Source organism: Collinsella sp. BG-O-102 (genome assembly GCF_023656745.1).
GTDB lineage: Bacteria > Actinomycetota > Coriobacteriia > Coriobacteriales > Coriobacteriaceae > Collinsella.
In genome coordinates this window covers 44,155-60,540 of record NZ_JAMOKO010000002.1, presented here as the reverse complement: position 1 = coordinate 60,540, position 16,386 = coordinate 44,155, and the positions used below count along the sequence as shown (strand labels likewise).

Sequence of the window (16,386 nt, the reverse complement as noted above, 5' to 3'; positions counted from 1 at the left end):
GCTGGCTCGCTGCGCTGCCATAACCTGCCAAATAGGGACAGGTTTATTTTGGCAGGTTTTATCTGGGCAAACGTCATTTCCACCACAAAGGGGACAGGCACCTTTGTGGTGGTTTTTGCTTTGGTAGATGTGTGGGACATGTCTTACAATCTACCAAGTAGTTCATGACGGGCGAAAAACGGAGAGAAGGGGCTTGATGCGTCCTTAATGTTTCATGCGGATAGATTGATTTGACAGACGGTGGCGAATGCCCACCGTCCGCATTCGTATGAAACAAGGAGTCTCCATGCTCGCCTCTCTTTTCTCAAAGCCTCAATCATCGCTGTCCGTGCAGGCCAAGCGCCTGGTGGCGATGCGCTTTCTCATCTACACCGGTTTTCAGACCAGCTACTTTATCGGCGTCATCGGAACGCTCACCTATGCAGACGATGCCTCGGTCGTGGCGACATCGCTGGCCGTTCTGTTTATGAACGTTTTCGTGATCCTGGGGTCCTTTGCGGGTGGAGCGGCGCTTGACGCTTGGGGTCCGTGCCGGCATTTCCGGGCAAGTATCGTCGGCACGTTGGCAACCGGCGCGGCGATCCTCGTTTTTGGCAGCGCGACTGGCATCGTCCTGCTCGGTGCGGTACTCCTGGGCTTTGTGATGGGATTCGCCCAGCCCATCGCTACGTCCTATCCGGCGTATCTCACCGACGATTCTGTCGAGCTCAAAGACATCAACTCCGCCATCGCCATGTTCTCAAACGTGAGTATTATCGTCGGACCCACGTTGGGCGGCTTTGTCGCGGCGGCTGCGTCGTCGCGCGCGGTGTTTGTGCTTATGATGCTCTTTACCGTGCTGGCGTTCGTCGTCGGTTGGGGCTTTAGGCCGCAGACCAGCCATGTCGCCGGGGATGCGGATGCCGATTCGGCGGAGGAAGGGGAGCGTGCGGGACAAAGCTCCAACCCCAGCACGTCCGCCCGCGCCACCTTCGCAGCCAGCATCAAGACAGTCTTCACCAACAGCGTCCTCGCGCTACTTTTCTGCATCATTTTTCTTTCGAACTTTGGCTATGGAGCCTTCGACCCGCTCGAGTCGTTCTTCTATCGCGATGTCCTGCATGTCGGCGTTGAGTGGATGGGCTGGCTCTCGTCGGCCAGCGGTGTCGGCGCGGTGCTGGGCGCCGTCCTCGCGCTCCGCTTGCCGCCGCACCTGGTCAACCTTAAAACGCTGCTCGTGGCGCTTATGTCCGTGGGCCTGGGAAGTTTGCTCTATGTGGGAACACCGTACGTGGGTGTAGCCCTCGTCGGCCAGATTTTCCTGGGCGTGGCGTGGGGCGTCGTCAACCCGCTCCACAACACCATTGTGCAAACGACGGCCCCGCTCGAGCAGCTCGGTCGAGTGAACTCGGTCATGGGCTTTGGCAATATGTTCGCCGGCGTGGCGCCGCTGGCGATTGCCCCGTGGCTGGCGGCGACATTTGGCGTACAGCAGACACTCGTGGGGGCAGGCATGGTCGTGACGGCGGTCCCTACGGCGTTGCTGCTGTTTGGACGCCGGCATTTTGATCGTGCCGCAAGGCAGTAAAAACCATCACAACATTCGATGGAAATCTCAATTATGGCGAAAAACATCGAATGTTGTGATGGCTTGGCCCGCAAACGTCACTTCCACCACAAAGGGGCCAGGCACCTTTGTGGTGGTTTTTGCTTTGACGGGCCGCACCTGCGCCTTGGTATACCATGTACGCCGTTTGCGAATGCACCCCACACCGCCGCACAACCCAGAAAGGCCCCCATGGACACCACCTTCAGCCACATCAAAGCCGTGTTCTGCGATATCGACGGCACGCTGCTCACGAGCCAGCACACGGTGTCCCCGCGCACCGTGGCGGCGATCCGCGCCCTGCGCGAGCGCGGCGTGCTCTTTGGCCTGTGCACCGGGCGCGACGCCCATGCGACCGAGGCCATGTACGAGCTCTGGGGCATCGAAGGCCTGGTGGACGTGCTCGTGGGCTGCGGTGGCGCCGAGGTCATCGACCGCGCGCACGACATCAACGAGCTGAGCTATCCACTGCTGGGCGAGACTATCGCGCGCATCTGCAAGCACATGGCGGACCTTCCGGCAACGCCCGTCTGCCCCCGAGACGGCGTGTTCTACGTGCCCGAGAGCAACGCGTGCGTCGAGCACCTGTCGCGCGTCGACGGCGTGCCCTACCAGGTGGTCGATTTTGCCGAGTTTTTGCGCGAGCCGCAGCCCAAGGTGATGTTTACCATGGCGCCCGAGGTAATGCCGCGGGTGATTGAGCGGGCGTCGACGTTTGCCGATAACACTGTTAAGGCGGCGGCTCTGCAAACCACGCAGCGGCTCTACGAGTTCATGGATCCGCGCGTGTCCAAGACGCGCGGCCTTGTGCGCGTGGCGGAGCTCAACGACATGGAGCTCCAGGACATCTGCGTGTTTGGCGATGCCGATAACGACACCTGCATGGTGGCTGACGCCGGCGTGGGGGTGGCCATGGCAAATGGCAGCGACGCCACCTGCTCCGCCGCCGATTTTGTAACCGCCAGCAACGACAAAGACGGCATCGCGATCTTTATCGAGGAACATCTGCTGTAGCGCTGGGGGAGAACTCTGCAAGGGGACAGTACGCCTTTGTGGCGGATTGGCTTCAACTGGGCATTCGAGATATCCAGACCATCACAACATTCGATGAAAATCGCGATTTTGACGAAAAGCGTCGAATGTTGTGATGCTTTTCGTTGTGGTCGGGATGCTTTTCGCTGTGGACGAGACGGTTTTCGGTATGGACGGTGCGGATTCGCTATAGAACCGCCAGCCCGCCGCCTACCAACCGCCGCCCTCGTTACGTTTTCACTGCATTTGGGTAAAGCGCCTGCTCCAAGCCGGCGTTGCCTTGTATACTAGAGCGGTTTAACTGTTATGCGGAAGGGAGCGCCTATGGCACTCAGCGAGAAAGACGTGCGCGGCATCGCCGAGTACGCAAAGATCGCACTGACCGATGACGAGCTCACCCAGATGACGTCCTACATGAACGACGCCGTCCAGATGCTCGAGCCCGTCTTGCAATATGACTTGCCCGACGTGGAGCCCACGTTCCATCCCATCGGAAGCCTGTCCAACGTGATGGGCGATGACCTGCGCGAGCCCGAGCGCGACCTGCCGCTCGACATTGCGCTCGAAAACGCCGGCAGCGCGCGCGACCGCTACTTCCGCGTGCCGTCCATTTTGGGAGAGGGGGAGAGCGAGTAATGGCGCTAAGCTTCGATTCCTTTACCGCCGCCCAGATCGCCGCAGGCGTTGCCGCCGGCGACTTTACCGCTACCGAGGTGGCCCAGGCCTCCCTTGCCGCCATCGAGGCGCGCGAGGGCGGGGTCCAGGCATTCCTGCAGGTGGCGCCCGAGCTTGCGCTCGAGGCCGCCGCGCGCGTGGATGCCGACCGTGCCGCAGGCAAGCCGCTGCCCCCGCTCGCGGGCGTGCCGCTGGCCATTAAGGACAACATGAACCTCGTGGGTACGCGCACCACCTGCGCTTCCCGCATGCTCGAGAACTACCAGAGCGTCTACACCGCCACCTGCGTCCAGCGCATGCTCGACGCCGGCTGCCTGCCCATGGGCAAGGCCAACATGGACGAGTTTGCCTTTGGCAGCTCCACCGAGAGCTCGGCGTTCCACCGCACCAACAACCCCTGGGATACCGAGCGCGTGCCCGGCGGCTCCTCGGGCGGCTCCGCTGCCGCCGTCGCCGCGGGCGAGGTCGCGCTCTCGCTGGGCTCGGACACCGGCGGCTCTATTCGCCAACCGGCGGCGCTCTGCGGCGTGGTGGGCTTTAAGCCCACGTATGGCGCCGTGAGCCGTTACGGCGTTGTGGCCTTTGGCTCGTCGCTCGACCAGGTTGGCCCCTTCGGCCGCACGGTCGAGGATGTCGCGCTGGCCATGAACGCGCTTACCGGTGCGGGCCACGATCCGTACGACTGTACCAGCCAGGATTGCGCCGTCGACTTTACCGAGCATCTCAACGACAGCATCGAGGGTAGGCGCGTGGGCATCATCCCCGTGTTTATGGAGGCCGAGGGCCTGACGCCCGAGGTCCGCTCCGCCGTTGAGCGCGCCGCCCAGGAGCTGCAGAACCAGGGCGCCGAGCTGGTAGAGGTCGACCTGCCGCACCTGGACGCCGCCATCGCCGCCTACTACGTCATCGGCCCGGCCGAGGCGTTCTCCAACCTGGCTCGTTTCGACGGCATTCGCTATGGCTATCAGGAGGAGGGCTGCGCCAACCTATCCGACCAGAGCTCGCTGTCGCGCGCCCACGGCTTTGGCGCCGAGGCCAAACGCCGTCAGATGCTCGGCGCCTACCTGCTGAGCTCGGGCGTGTACGACAAGTACTACTACGCCGCGCAAAAGGCCCGCACGCTCATCACGCAGGACTACGACGCCGCGTATGCCAAGGTGGACACCATCCTCATGCCCGCCTCGCCGCGCACGGCCTTTAAGTTTGGCGAGATCAGCGACCCCACGCAGATGTACCTCTCCGACCTGTACACCATCTCGCTCAACATTTGCGGCAACGGTGGCATCTCGGTGCCGCTGGGCCTGGGCGAGGATACTCAGCTGCCCGTTTCTGCCCAGCTGGTGGGTCCGGCGTTTAAGGACCGTCAGCTGCTCACGTTTGCTCGCGCCCTGGAGCGCGGCTTTGCCGATGCCGCCACGGGTGCGCCCGCGCTTTCCGTCGCGCCCGATTTTGCCGGGAAGGGAGGCGAGCTGTAATGAAGGAGCTTTCCGAGGTCCTGCAGGATTGGGAGGCCGTGATTGGCCTGGAGATCCATACCGAGCTCACCGCACTCGATACCAAGATGTTCTGCAACTGCAAGCTCAGCCACGATGACGAGCCCAACGCCAACGTGTGCCCGGTGTGCCTGGGCCTGCCCGGCGCCCTGCCGGTGCCCAACAAACGTGCCATCGAGAGCATCGTCAAGGCGGGTCTGGCCACCAACTGCGAGATTCAGCGCCACTCGATGTTCTACCGCAAGCACTACTTCTATCCCGATATGGCCAAGAACTTCCAGACTACGCAGGGTCCGGTCGCCTTTGCCATGTACGGTCACCTGGATCTGGATGTGACCGGTCGCGGTGCCGCCGAGCGCCCCGACTGCGCGTTTGGTGAGGCCGAGGTCCAGAGCCTGGCGAGCGCCTCGGCCAACGCCGAGGGTCTGTCCACGTCCATGACGTCGACCATGCGCGAGGGCAACCAGCGCGCCGGCCACCTGGCCAGCTATGATGCGTCCAACTTGCAGATGCCCGAGCGTCGCGAGGACGGTTCCTACACGGTGCCCATCCGCATCCTGCGCATCCACATGGAGGAGGACGCCGCCAAGATGGTGCACGTGGGCGGTGCCGAGGGCCGTATTACCGCCGCGGCCGAGTCACTCGTCGACTACAACCGCTGCGGCACGCCTTTGATCGAGCTCGTGACTGAGCCTGATCTGCGCACGCCCGAGGAGGCTCGCCTGTTTATGGAAAAGCTCCGTCGCATTTTTGTGACGCTGGGCATTTCCGACTGCTCCATGGAGAAGGGTTCCATGCGCTGCGACGGCAACGTTTCGCTGCGTCGCCGCGGCGAGACCAAGCTGGGCACCAAGACCGAGCTCAAGAACCTCAACTCGTTTAAGAGCCTGCATGACGGCCTTGCCTACGAGATCTGCCGCCAGGCCGAGGTACTCGAGGAGGGCGGCATCATCTATCAGGAGACCCGCCACTGGGAGCCTAGCCGCAAGCGCACCGTGGTCATGCGTGTGAAGGAGACGGCCGACGACTATCGCCTGTTCCCCGATCCCGACCTGGCGCCGTTCGACCTGGACGACGAGTTCATCGACCGCTGCCGTGGCGAGATCCCCGAGCTGCCCGATGCCAAGCGCGTCCGTTTTGAGGCCGATTTTGGCATTAAGACAGCAGACGCCGAGCAGATCGCCGGCGACCCCGAGTTTGCCGACTTCTTTGAGGCCGCTGCTGCTGGTATGGCTGGCAAAGAGGCCCAGACGGTCGCAAACCTGCTGGTCAACGAGATGATCGCCTACCTTAAGGGCGCGGGCGTGTCGCTCGCCGAGTCCGGCATCGCGCCGACTCAGGTGGCCGCTCTTGCCAAGCTGCTGGCGACCGATGCCATCAGCTCCAACCAAGCGCACGAGGTCTTTGAGGCCATGGCCCAGACCGGTGACGACCCCAACAAGATCGTCGACGAGCGTGGTATGCGTCAGGTGAGCGATGCCGGTGCGTTGCAGCCGATCGTGGACGAGGTGCTGGCTAACTGTGCCGATCAGGCGCAGCAGTATCGTGACGGCAACCAGAAGGTTATCGGCTTTTTGGTGGGCCAGTGCATGAAGGCGAGCCGCGGCAAGGGCAACCCGAAGCTCTTCAACGAGTTGCTGAGAAAGGCGCTCGCGTAGACTCACGGGCGGGGAAGGCCCCCGGAGCGGTGGGGTGCTTCCTCAAAATTTCGAACAGTCCTGCGCAAGACGAAGGCCACATTAAGTGGCCTTCTTTGCGTGCGGAACTCATTTTGAGCAAGCGCCCCGCCGCTCCGGGGGCCTTCCCCGCCCTGACGACTCGGCCTTCCGGGTCAGGTGGGCTGAATGGAATTTGGTGAATGGGCGTGCCGTTGGCGCGCCCATTTTTGTGAATGTGACAAAGGGACAGTCCCTTTGTCACATTGCAGGTGACCTTCTCTGCATGTGGAGCTCATTGGTCTGTCCCTTTGCTGGCTCCTTACTGGTGTTGGGAGCGCCAGGTGGTGGGGGTGGTGCCGGTGTGTTGCTTGAAGGCTTGGGCGAAGGCGGCCTGCTGAGGGTAGCCTAGACGCTCTGCCACCTGCGCTATCGTGAGCGTGCTATCGGCCAAAAGGTCCTGTGCTCGTTCCATACGGCGTCTGCGAATGTAGGCGCCCAGGGACTCGCCAGTTTGGGCCTTAAAGGTGGCGCATAGTTTGGAGCGGCTTGTGTAGAGCCTCTCGGCCACCTCGTTGATACCCACACGCCTGCCTTTGTCGAGCGCGCGCTCAATCATTGCCGTTGCTTCTTCGGCACTGGTCACGCTGGCGCGTGTGTCTGCCGCCTGCTGCGCCTGCTTGTGGGCCGCGCGCGAACAGGCGAGCTCCGCGACCATGGTCTCCACGATGCCTTGCATATAGACGTGTCCGCCTACGGTGCGGGCGCGTTCCTCGTTAACCCGGCGCAGCGTGTGGTAGATGGCAGACGCTGCCTCCTCGTGCCATGACTCGGCAAACGCCTCAAAGACCCCCGCGAACTCGGTGGGATAGCGGTGCTCCAGCTCGTCAAAATAACCGGGCAAAAAGAGGACCGAGCGCGAGTGGTAGAGCTGCCCTGCAAACAGCGGGCTTAGCTCCTCACCGCAGCTATCTTGGACAAAGCTGCAGATCGCGCTGTTCGGCCACGGTCCATGCAGCGGCTTGAGGTTCGCAGGCGTTATGCCGGCTTCGGGCATGCACATGAGCGTGGGCGCGCTGACCTCGCTCACGCACGCGTACGGTTCGGGCGTGTATTCGGCTAGGTGCATGTTGCGCATCGGGGTAATGAAATGCTCCATGACGATGCAGGTGGGGGAAAGGGGCATGATCCATGCGCGTCCGTGCGCCCGATCGTTTGCCACCTCGCCGGTAAAGACAGCGCCCTTGCCGGAGAACTCCAAGCCAAACTGCTCAAACTGCGGTGCGTAGAGCTCGGTTATATCGGTTGCCGCCCGCCGCATTTTCAAAAGCGTCCCCTTCATTTGCGAAAACGTCCACGCCTGGCCCAATTGTGTGCCTTGGCTAACACGCCCATGATAAGTTTCTTACGGTTAACTCTCAAGCCGTTAGAAAGGAATCTCATGACAAAGGGATCAAAAAAGGAAGGCGGCGGCATCGGCGAGCTGCTTGCATATGCCGGTGACCGTAAATTCCTAACGTATTTGGGCATGGCCCTCTCGGCGTTCTCGCAGCTGTTGAGCTTTGGCCCGTACGTGTGCATCTGGCTTGTTGCGCGAGACCTGATCGCTGTGGCGCCTAACTGGAGCGAGGCCGCCGACATCGCGATGTATGGTTGGTGGGCTGTCGGTTTTGCCCTGGCAAGCATCGTGGTCTATTTCGTGGGACTCATGTGCACGCACCTGTCCGCGTTTCGCTGCGCATCCAATATCCGCAAGACCACGAGCGAGCATCTGCTTAAGCTGCCGCTCGGCTACTTTGACACGCACGCCACCGGTGAGCTGCGCCGTATCGTAGACGGATGCGCCGCCTCCACCGAGACCCTGCTCGCGCACATGCTGCCCGATATCGCCGGCGCCACCGCCATGGTCGTGGGCCTGCTCGTGCTGCTTTTCGCCCTCGATTGGCGTTTGGGTGCGGCATGCCTCATTTCGGTGGCCGTTTCGTTTTGCGCCATGGCCACCATGATGAGCGGCAAGGGCGCCGAGTTTATGAAGGCTTACATGGGCGCGCTGGTCAAGATGAACAAGACCGGCACCGAATACGTACGCGGCATCCCCGTGGTCAAGGTCTTCCAGCAGACGGTCTACTCCTTTAAGGCGTTTCACGATGCGATCGCCGAATACGCCGACATGGCGCAAAGCTATGCGGGCACGTTCTGCCGAGGCCCGCAGGTGCTCAACCTTACCGCGCTCAATGGCCTCGTGGCATTTCTTTTGCCCGTGGCGTTGCTGTTGGCGCCGGGCGAGACGGACTTCGCGCACTTTATGGTCAACTTCACGTTTTACGCGATCTTTTCGGCCGTGGTGCCGACGGCCATGACCAAGCTCATGTTTGTGGGCGAGGCGTCTCAGATGAGTGCCGATTCGCTGGCGCGCATCCGAAGCGTTATGGATTCCAAGCAGCTCTCCGTGCCTGCCCAGCCCAAGCACCCTATCGGCAGCGATGTGCGCTTTGAGGATGTAAGCTTTACCTACGAGGGTGCCGAAGCGCCTGCCGTCGATCATGTGAGCTTTAGCGTTCCCGCAGGTAGCACCCTTGCGTTGGTTGGTCCCTCGGGCGGCGGTAAGTCAACCTGCGCAAGCCTGATCCCGCGTTTTTGGGATGTTTCCTCGGGTCGCGTGCTTGTGGGCGGCGTAGACGTTCGCGACATGGATCCGCACGAGCTCATGGACCAGGTCGCCTTTGTGTTTCAGACCAACCAACTGTTCCGGCAAACACTTGCCGATAACGTGCGCGCCTCCAAGCCTACGGCCACTGACGACGAAGTGCGTGCGGCCCTCTCCGCAGCTCAGTGCGACGACATTGTGGCCAAGCTCCCGCAGGGTATTAACACCATGCTCGGTGCTGGAGGGGCATATCTTTCGGGCGGCGAGGTACAGCGCGTGGCACTCGCCCGCGCGATCCTTAAAGACGCACCTATCGTGGTGCTCGATGAGGCCACAGCGTTTGCCGACCCCGAGAACGAGGCGCTCATCCAGCGTGCCTTTAGCAAACTGGCGGCGGGTCGCACGGTCATTATGATCGCGCACCGGCTTTCGACCGTGGTGGGGGCCGACAAGATCGTGGTGCTCAACCAAGGTAGCGTGCAGGAGACTGGCGCCCATGCCGAGCTGCTGTCCCAAAACGGTCTATACGCCAAGATGTGGGCCGAATACGAACAGGCCGCGAGCTGGAAGATCACTGCTGCCGCGGATGCCGCCGTCACGAAGGGAGGCGAGGCCTAAATGTTCGCCTCATTCCAAAAGAAGTATTTCCTATCCGATAAAGGCGTCGCCGGCGTAAAACGCGGCATTTTCTGGACCGCGCTCACCAATCTCATTGCCATGGCCGGCATGGGCTTATTGTTCCTGGTCATGGCCGGTTTTGTCGAACATCTCGCCACCGGTGCCGACCTGCCGGATGCCCTGCCGATTGTGGGCGGCCTCCTGGTCTTTTTCGTGTTGCTCTTTGCCTCTAACTGGCAGCAGTATTACTACACCTACTGCATCTTTTACGAGGAGTGCGGCAAGCAGCGTATGGAGATTGCCGAGCGCTTGCGCAAGCTGCCGCTGTCGTTTTTTGGCCGTCGTGATCTGGCCGATTTAACCGAGACCATCATGGGCGACGTCCAGGCCATGGAGCACGCCTACAGCCACGTGCTGGGAGAGCTTTGGGGTGCCATCATCGCAAGCGCTATTGTGTTCGTGGCGTCGCTGTTCTTTTGCTGGCAGCTGGCGATCGCGGCGTTTTGGAGCGTGCCCGTGGCCTTTGCCGTGCTGTATCTGACACGCGGCCCCATGACCCCGGTGTTCGACCATGTGCGTGCCGAGAAGGTCAAGGTTACCGAGGCGATCCAGGAGACGCTCGACTGCGTGCGCGAGATCCGCGCCACTAACCAGGAGACTCATTATCTTGAGGGGCTCAACGCCGTGATCGATGCCGAGGAGCGCGAGACCACCAAGGGCGAGCTCGCCAATGGGCTTTTGGTCAACTCCGCCTTTGCCATCCTGCGCCTGGGGATTGCCACCACGTTGGTCACGGGCGCTGCGATGGTCGCCTCCGGCCAGGTCGACTTTTTGATGATGTTTGCCTTCCTGCTTATGGTGAGCCGCATCTATGCGCCCTTTGATCAGGCGCTGATGCTGATGTCCGAGCTGTTTGCCGCCGAGTCGTCGGCCAAGCGCATGCGTTCCATCATGGAAGAGCCCGTGGCGCGGGGCAGCGAGCAGTTTGAGCCCGTAGGCCACGATGTGGTGTTCGATCACGTGGCATTTGGCTATGGTGCGGGCGAGGACGGCCGCGCCGGCGAGAAAGTTCTTACCGATGTGAGCTTTACCGCCAAGGAAGGCGAGGTCACGGCACTGGTCGGTCCTTCGGGCTCCGGTAAGTCCACGGTGAGCCGCCTGGCCGCGCGCTTTTGGGACGCCACCGAAGGCACGGTCACCGTGGGCGGCGTGGATGTTGCGAGCGTGGATCCCGAGGCGCTGCTGCGCGACTACGCCATTGTGTTCCAAGACGTGCTGCTCTTTGACGACACGGTGATGGGAAACATCCGTCTTGGTCGTCGCGATGCCACCGATGAGGAAGTGCTTGCTGCCGCGCGTGCCGCCAACTGCGACGAGTTTGTGAGCCGCATGCCGCAGGGCTATGACACCATGATCGGCGAGAACGGCTCCAAGCTGTCCGGCGGTGAGCGCCAGCGCATCTCTATCGCCCGTGCGCTGCTCAAAGACGCGCCTATCGTGCTGTTGGACGAGGCGACGGCGAGCTTGGATGTGGAGAACGAGACCGTGGTTCAGCAGGCGCTCTCCCGTCTGCTTGCAGGTAAGACGGTTATCGTTATTGCCCACCGTATGCGCACGGTGGAAAATGCCGATAAGATCGTTGTACTCAAGGATGGTGTGGTTGCCGAGCAGGGCACTCCGGCGCAGCTCAAGGCGGCAGGTGGAGAATTCGCCCGCATGGTGGCGCTGCAAAAGGAAGCAGCTACCTGGCAGTTGTAAGAAGGGGCAAAGGGACAGTCCCTTTCTCACATTGACAATCGGTTACTCCGCATCGTTAATTTTCAAAAGGTTAGCCATGGCTGACCTAGATAGTTAGATAAAATTGAGATATTTCAAAAGCGTGCTCGAGCAAACTTGTTTACTCGGGTGCTGAAGCACCATGCCGCGTCCAATGCGGCAAAAAGGAGAAGCAACATGAAGAAGTCGACGTTCAATACCCTGCTTGTCGGTGGCGGTTTTCTGCTTGGCACGGCCGGCATCAAGCTGCTTACCAGCGCTCCGGTAAAGAACGCCTGCGTGCAGGGTATCGCGTGCGGCATGCGCATCAAGAACGGCTACCAGGACATGGTCGAGCAGGCCAAGGCTAATGTCGACGACATGGTTGCCGAGGCTGCTTACATCACCCAGAGCGAGGCCGCTGCTGACGAGGCAGCCGAGTAACGCTCCCAGGCACAAACTATGAGATTCTCGATTATTAGCGAGATCCCCGGCAGGACCCGTCTTCAATTGGCGGGTCCTGTGCCAGAGAGCGATCTCGATGCACTTCTTAAGCTTGGCGGCGACATCGACGGCGTGCACAAGGTGCGCGTCTACGGCCGCATTGGCCAGATGGCACTCGAATACGACGAGTCGCGCCGCGATGCCGTGCTGGCCGCCGTCGGTGCGCTCGACGCTCAGGCCATCGCCGACGCAAAGACGGGTTACGTGATGCAGCTTGAGCCACGCAAGCACAAGCTCGTCATGGATCTTGCCACACTTATCGGCGCCCACTACGCGCGCCGCTGGTTCTTGCCGACGCCTCTGCGTGCTGTGTTTGTCGTGGCCGGTTACATGGCATTTTTGCGCGCCGCCCTCCGTGAGCTCGCGCAGCCGCGCCTGACCGTTCCCGTGCTCGATGCTTCGGCCATCGGCATTTCGTTCGTCAAGCGTGATGTCGACACCGCGGGCCAGACAATGTTCCTGCTCAACGTGGGCGAGCTGCTCGAGGACTACACCCGCGCCATGAGCGAAAACGAGCTCATCAACTCGCTGCTCGATGTACCCGACAAGGCGCAAAAGGTCGTCGGCGATACCGAGGTAAGCGTTGCTGCGACCGAGCTCGAGCCCGGCGATCTGGTCGCCGTGCGCACTGGCATGTCCATTTGCATCGACGGTGTCGTCGGGCAGGGGAGCGCTATGGTCAACCAGGCGACCCTGACCGGCGAGCCGCTGGCCGTTGAGCGCAGCGTGGGCGACGACGTGTTCGCCGGTACCGTCGTGGAAGACGGCAGCATCTTGGTGCGCGTGCGCGCCAACACGGCGCAGACCAAACTGCGCTCGATCGTCTCGCTCGTGCAGACGGCCGACTCGCTCAAATCCGAGGGCCAGTCGCATATGGAGGACCTCGCCAACAAGATCGTCCCGTGGAACTTCCTGCTCGCGGGCCTGGTTGCGCTCACCACGCGCAGCCTTATCAAGACCTCGGCGGCGCTGATGGTCGACTACTCGTGCGCACTCAAGCTCACGGGTTCCGTCGCCGTCATGACCGCTATGAGCGATGCTGCCAAGATGGGCGTCATGGTCAAGGGCGCAAAGTACTTTGAGTCGTTTGCCAAGGCCGACACCATTGTGTTTGATAAGACTGGCACGCTCACCGAGGCGCAGCCGCGCCTGGCTTGCGTGCTGACGACCGACGGCTGGAGCGAGGACGAGGTCCTGCGCCTTTCCGCTTGCTTGGAGGAGCATTTCCCGCATCCGGTGGCGCGTGCCGTGGTCAACGCCGCCCTCGAGCGCGGGCTCGAGCACCGCGAGCGCCATGCCGCGGTCGAGTACATCGTGGCGCACGGCATCGCTTCGTCCATCGAGGGGCGTCGCGCCATTATCGGTTCGGCGCACTTTATATTTGAGGACGAGGGTGCGCAGCTCGAGTCCGACATCAAGGAGCAAATCGAGCTCCAGATGCAAGGCCTGTCGCCGCTGTATCTGGCGGTCGACGGCAAGGTCGTCGGCGTGCTCGGCATCGAGGATCCGCTCAAGCCCGGCGTCCGTGAGGCCATCGCCGACTTGCATGCGCTGGGCGTCAAGCATGTCGTTATGCTCACGGGCGATTCGGAGCGCACGGCCGAGCGCATTGCGCGCGAGGCGGGTGTCGACGAGTTTAAGGCCGAACTGCTGCCCGAGGACAAGTACGCGTATGTGGAGCGCATTAAGGGCGAGGGGCGCCACGTTGCCATGGTGGGCGACGGCGTCAACGATTCGCCGGCGCTGGGCCTGGCCGATGTGGGCATGGCCATGGGTGGCGGAAGCGACATCGCCAAGGAGGTCGCCGACATCATCCTGGCGGATACCGATCTGGCCGCAATCGTGCGCCTGCGCCGCATGAGTCAGGGGCTTATCGACCGTCTGTCGAGTTCGTATTCCAAGGTGATGCTCACCAACTCGGCGCTGTTGGCATTGGGTATTACCGGCATGATCACTCCGCAGACGTCGTCACTGCTGCACAACGGCTCAACGATCGCCTACAGCCTGGGCAACGCAAAGGCGTACCTGCGTTAGCGTTTTCGATTGAGTATATGGCCTGCATTCGGGCGGCACCGCAGCCGTCAGGGTGCAGGCCTTCTTTTGTTTGACGATATGTTAGCTCGGATATATGCTCGTGCTAGCAATGCTAGTAAATGCTGAAGGTGAGGTTGAGATGGCTACCGTTGGCAGCATGGCACAGGTGAATGTTCGCGTAGATCGCTCGGTTAAAGAGCGCGCCGAGGAAGCGCTGCGGCTTTCGGGCGTCTCGCTGCCCGAGCTCATCAAAAAGGTCGTGGCCAAGGTCGCGCAGGGTGGCGGGCAGTGCGAGGAAGTGCTTGCGGCCGTCGACGACCGGCAGCAGACCGTCGCGCCCGATACTCCGTTCGCCGCGTCGTGGGCAGCGGCAGACCGGCTTTATGCAGATTTGGGCATCGCTACGTCGCCCGTATCCGACGATCGCGGTTGGGACACAATCTATTCCGAAGCCATGGACGAGCGCTATCGCCAAAAGGGGATGATCCTGTGAGCGGGGCTCCCCTCAAAATAATGGTGGACGCCAACGTATGGGTTGATTCGTTTTGCGTCGACCATGCCGAGTCGCTTGCCGCGCGTGCGTTTATTGGGCAGGCGGCGGAGACGGGGGCATTGCTGTTCTTTCCGGTGCATATCGCCAAGGACGTGCTGTACGTTGTCCAACACGAGCTGAAGCGTAGCGTTCTTGCCAGCGGGGGAGCGCTCGACGAGGCATCTGCCCGTGCAATTGGCGATGCGGCGTTGGCGTTTGTTCGGAACATGACCGAAAACGCTACGGCCGTGGGTGCAGACGCATCCGATCTGTGGCTAGCCGACAAATATCTGACGCTCCATCGCGATTACGAGGACAACTTGGTGCTCGCCGCGTGCAAGCGCGCACAGGTCGATTACTTAGTGACCAACGATCACAAGCTGCTCGAACATGCCGATCTTGCAGCGAAGACCCCGCGCCAAATGATGTCGATTCTTGCTTTGGCCGAACGCGGCGGCGCGGCTATCGGCTGACGCGAACTGTTTGCGGGCCTCTTGGACGACGATGCGCCAAGGGACTCGCGTCTGCTATTTACAAAAGCTCGGCCTTAATGGTGGGACTTTCTGCGAGCTGCTCGGCTGCCTTTTCGTCTGAGCTGTCGAGTGCTGCCAGACTGCGGTAGACCCACTCGTTGACCTGGGTGTTCTTGACGCCTGCAGTCTGCATAAGGGTACCTACCTCGCGGATTGCTGCGAGCAGATCGGCCTTGGGACCTGCGAGCTCTACCTCGATGCCGTGGTAGGCGGCCACGCCGCGGTTCTCACTCACGTGGTCGATAAAGCCCTCGACGGTCTCAAGCTGCTGGGCGAGAGCTGCATCATCGTCGGCGTCCAGCGCGACGAGTGCGTTCGATACCGTGAGGGCGGGATGTCCGCAGGGGACAAAGCCTTCGATGACATCCATAGCTTCGGTAATGGTTGAGCCCAGGCCTGCGAGGGCATTGACGAGTTGCTGCTTGGTATCCATAACGGTCCTTTCGACGGGTCAATTTTGCTTGGCGAAAATATACGTGACGCGATCGGTAGCAAAAGTGCGAAGTGCGGAGCACATTGGGGTCTTCACAGCTCGTGCATAGAACAGCTGTCCGCTTTCAGAACGTGGTAAGATAACACTCCACAAGCGGGGCTCGCCCCGCATGTTCCTTGAAAAGTCGACGGGTGTTGGGTGCTCGTGCCCAATGCCATCCAGACTTTCCCGACATTCGGGGGCGACTGGTTTCGACACGATAGCTCTGAGAGAGGAAGCAAGCCGAGGTCTCCTCGCCTCGTTAAACAGGGGTACCGTCAAATTGAATTGACAACAACTCTTCTTTTGAGCCTATGGCTCTCGCTGCTTAGTTTATAGCGGCGCGTCAACCCGGTGATTTCCCCGACACCGGCGCGACGTCATGTTAGGGGAATGCTCCTGCGCACGTAATCGGTATGGCGCAGGCTAAGACCGAACCGGTTAGGACGCCGCGAGCGTGTCGCTGCGCGCAAAGCGTCCGAGACTAAACCAGCGACTGAGCTTGGAGATGCCAATCAGGGGGCTTTCGTGGACCGGAGTTCGATTCTCCGCGCCTCCACCATAAGCAACAGACAGGTAGATATTCGTATCTGCCTGTCTTTTTATTTCTAGTCCGTACCGCGGAGAATCGAACTCTGTGCAGGGCGCGGGCGTAAAGAAAACGCGTAAGCGTTTTTAGCCCGCGGGCGAGGACGCCGGTAGGCGGCCGAAGCCGGTGCGTATTTGCGAAGTAAATACGCGGATTCTCCGCGCAATGCCTCAGCCCAAAACAGATGCGATGTCGATCGGATGACAGCCGACAATGCCCCCGCGCCAACGTCATCTCTACCCGCGGAGAATCGAACTCTATG

General features: G+C 61.3%; 13 protein-coding genes and 1 other RNA gene. 12 read left to right on the top strand and 2 right to left on the bottom strand.

Translation table 11 applies throughout. The annotated features are described in order from the left end of the window. The first annotated feature begins 286 nt into the window (after window positions 1–286). The 5 genes from NBH09_RS01440 to gatB all read left to right on the top strand — a co-directional run bounded on the left by NBH09_RS01440 (window position 287) and on the right by gatB (window position 6,443). Window positions 287–1,567 carry an MFS transporter gene (locus tag NBH09_RS01440; RefSeq protein ID WP_250786856.1) on the top strand — a complete coding sequence of 427 codons (1,281 nt, stop codon included), beginning with the start codon at window positions 287–289 and terminating at the stop codon, window positions 1,565–1,567. A 210-nt stretch (window positions 1,568–1,777) separates the two neighbouring features. Beyond that, window positions 1,778–2,599: a Cof-type HAD-IIB family hydrolase gene (locus NBH09_RS01435; RefSeq protein ID WP_250786855.1), complete on the top strand. Its 822-nt coding sequence runs from the start codon at window positions 1,778–1,780 to the stop codon at window positions 2,597–2,599. A 342-nt stretch (window positions 2,600–2,941) separates the two neighbouring features. Beyond that, the gene (gene gatC / locus NBH09_RS01430; RefSeq protein WP_118094387.1) at window positions 2,942–3,253 is read left to right on the top strand and encodes an Asp-tRNA(Asn)/Glu-tRNA(Gln) amidotransferase subunit GatC; all 312 of its coding nucleotides are present in this window, start codon (window positions 2,942–2,944) and stop codon (window positions 3,251–3,253) included. Next, a complete protein-coding gene (gene gatA / locus NBH09_RS01425) occupies window positions 3,253–4,767 on the top strand; it encodes an Asp-tRNA(Asn)/Glu-tRNA(Gln) amidotransferase subunit GatA (protein ID WP_250786854.1) in 1,515 nt (504 codons plus the stop codon). The genes gatC and gatA overlap by 1 nt, the downstream gene beginning before the upstream one ends. After that, entirely contained in the window at window positions 4,767–6,443 is a 1,677-nt protein-coding gene (gatB, locus tag NBH09_RS01420; RefSeq protein WP_250786853.1) for an Asp-tRNA(Asn)/Glu-tRNA(Gln) amidotransferase subunit GatB, read from the top strand. The genes gatA and gatB overlap by 1 nt, the downstream gene beginning before the upstream one ends. A 319-nt stretch (window positions 6,444–6,762) precedes the next feature. On the opposite strand, the gene NBH09_RS01415 is transcribed toward gatB, so the two are convergent. Continuing rightward, window positions 6,763–7,761, bottom strand: a complete 999-nt coding sequence (locus tag NBH09_RS01415) for a helix-turn-helix domain-containing protein (protein ID WP_250786917.1) — start codon at window positions 7,759–7,761, stop codon at window positions 6,763–6,765. Window positions 7,762–7,881: 120 nt separating this feature from the next. Here NBH09_RS01415 and NBH09_RS01410 point away from each other — a divergent pair, with 120 nt between their 5' ends. The 6 genes from NBH09_RS01410 (at window position 7,882) to NBH09_RS01385 (ending at window position 15,003) form a co-directional block, all read left to right on the top strand. Then, on the top strand, window positions 7,882–9,705 hold the full coding sequence (locus tag NBH09_RS01410) for an ABC transporter ATP-binding protein (RefSeq protein WP_250786852.1): 1,824 nt from the start codon (window positions 7,882–7,884) through the stop codon (window positions 9,703–9,705). Then, window positions 9,706–11,463 carry an ABC transporter ATP-binding protein gene (locus tag NBH09_RS01405; protein WP_250786851.1) on the top strand — a complete coding sequence of 586 codons (1,758 nt, stop codon included), beginning with the start codon at window positions 9,706–9,708 and terminating at the stop codon, window positions 11,461–11,463. It abuts the gene before it with no gap. A 195-nt stretch (window positions 11,464–11,658) separates the two neighbouring features. Beyond that, complete coding sequence (locus NBH09_RS01400) at window positions 11,659–11,904, top strand: DUF6110 family protein (protein ID WP_055250999.1); 246 nt, start codon at window positions 11,659–11,661, stop codon at window positions 11,902–11,904. Window positions 11,905–11,982: 78 nt separating this feature from the next. Then, on the top strand, window positions 11,983–13,998 hold the full coding sequence (locus tag NBH09_RS01395; RefSeq protein WP_250786850.1) for a heavy metal translocating P-type ATPase: 2,016 nt from the start codon (window positions 11,983–11,985) through the stop codon (window positions 13,996–13,998). Window positions 13,999–14,137: 139 nt separating this feature from the next. Further along, a complete protein-coding gene (locus NBH09_RS01390) occupies window positions 14,138–14,491 on the top strand; it encodes a hypothetical protein (protein WP_138114193.1) in 354 nt (117 codons plus the stop codon). Further along, window positions 14,488–15,003, top strand: coding sequence for a type II toxin-antitoxin system VapC family toxin (locus NBH09_RS01385; RefSeq protein ID WP_138114196.1), 516 nt, complete (start codon window positions 14,488–14,490; stop codon window positions 15,001–15,003). The genes NBH09_RS01390 and NBH09_RS01385 overlap by 4 nt, the downstream gene beginning before the upstream one ends. 58 nt (window positions 15,004–15,061) lie before the next feature. Here the strand turns inward: NBH09_RS01385 and NBH09_RS01380 are convergent, their stop codons facing one another. Continuing rightward, complete coding sequence (locus tag NBH09_RS01380; protein WP_138114199.1) at window positions 15,062–15,496, bottom strand: hypothetical protein; 435 nt, start codon at window positions 15,494–15,496, stop codon at window positions 15,062–15,064. A gap of 237 nt (window positions 15,497–15,733) precedes the next feature. Here NBH09_RS01380 and ssrA point away from each other — a divergent pair. Further along, window positions 15,734–16,097, top strand: a transfer-messenger RNA (tmRNA) gene (gene ssrA, locus NBH09_RS01375). Window positions 16,098–16,386 lie beyond the last annotated feature (289 nt).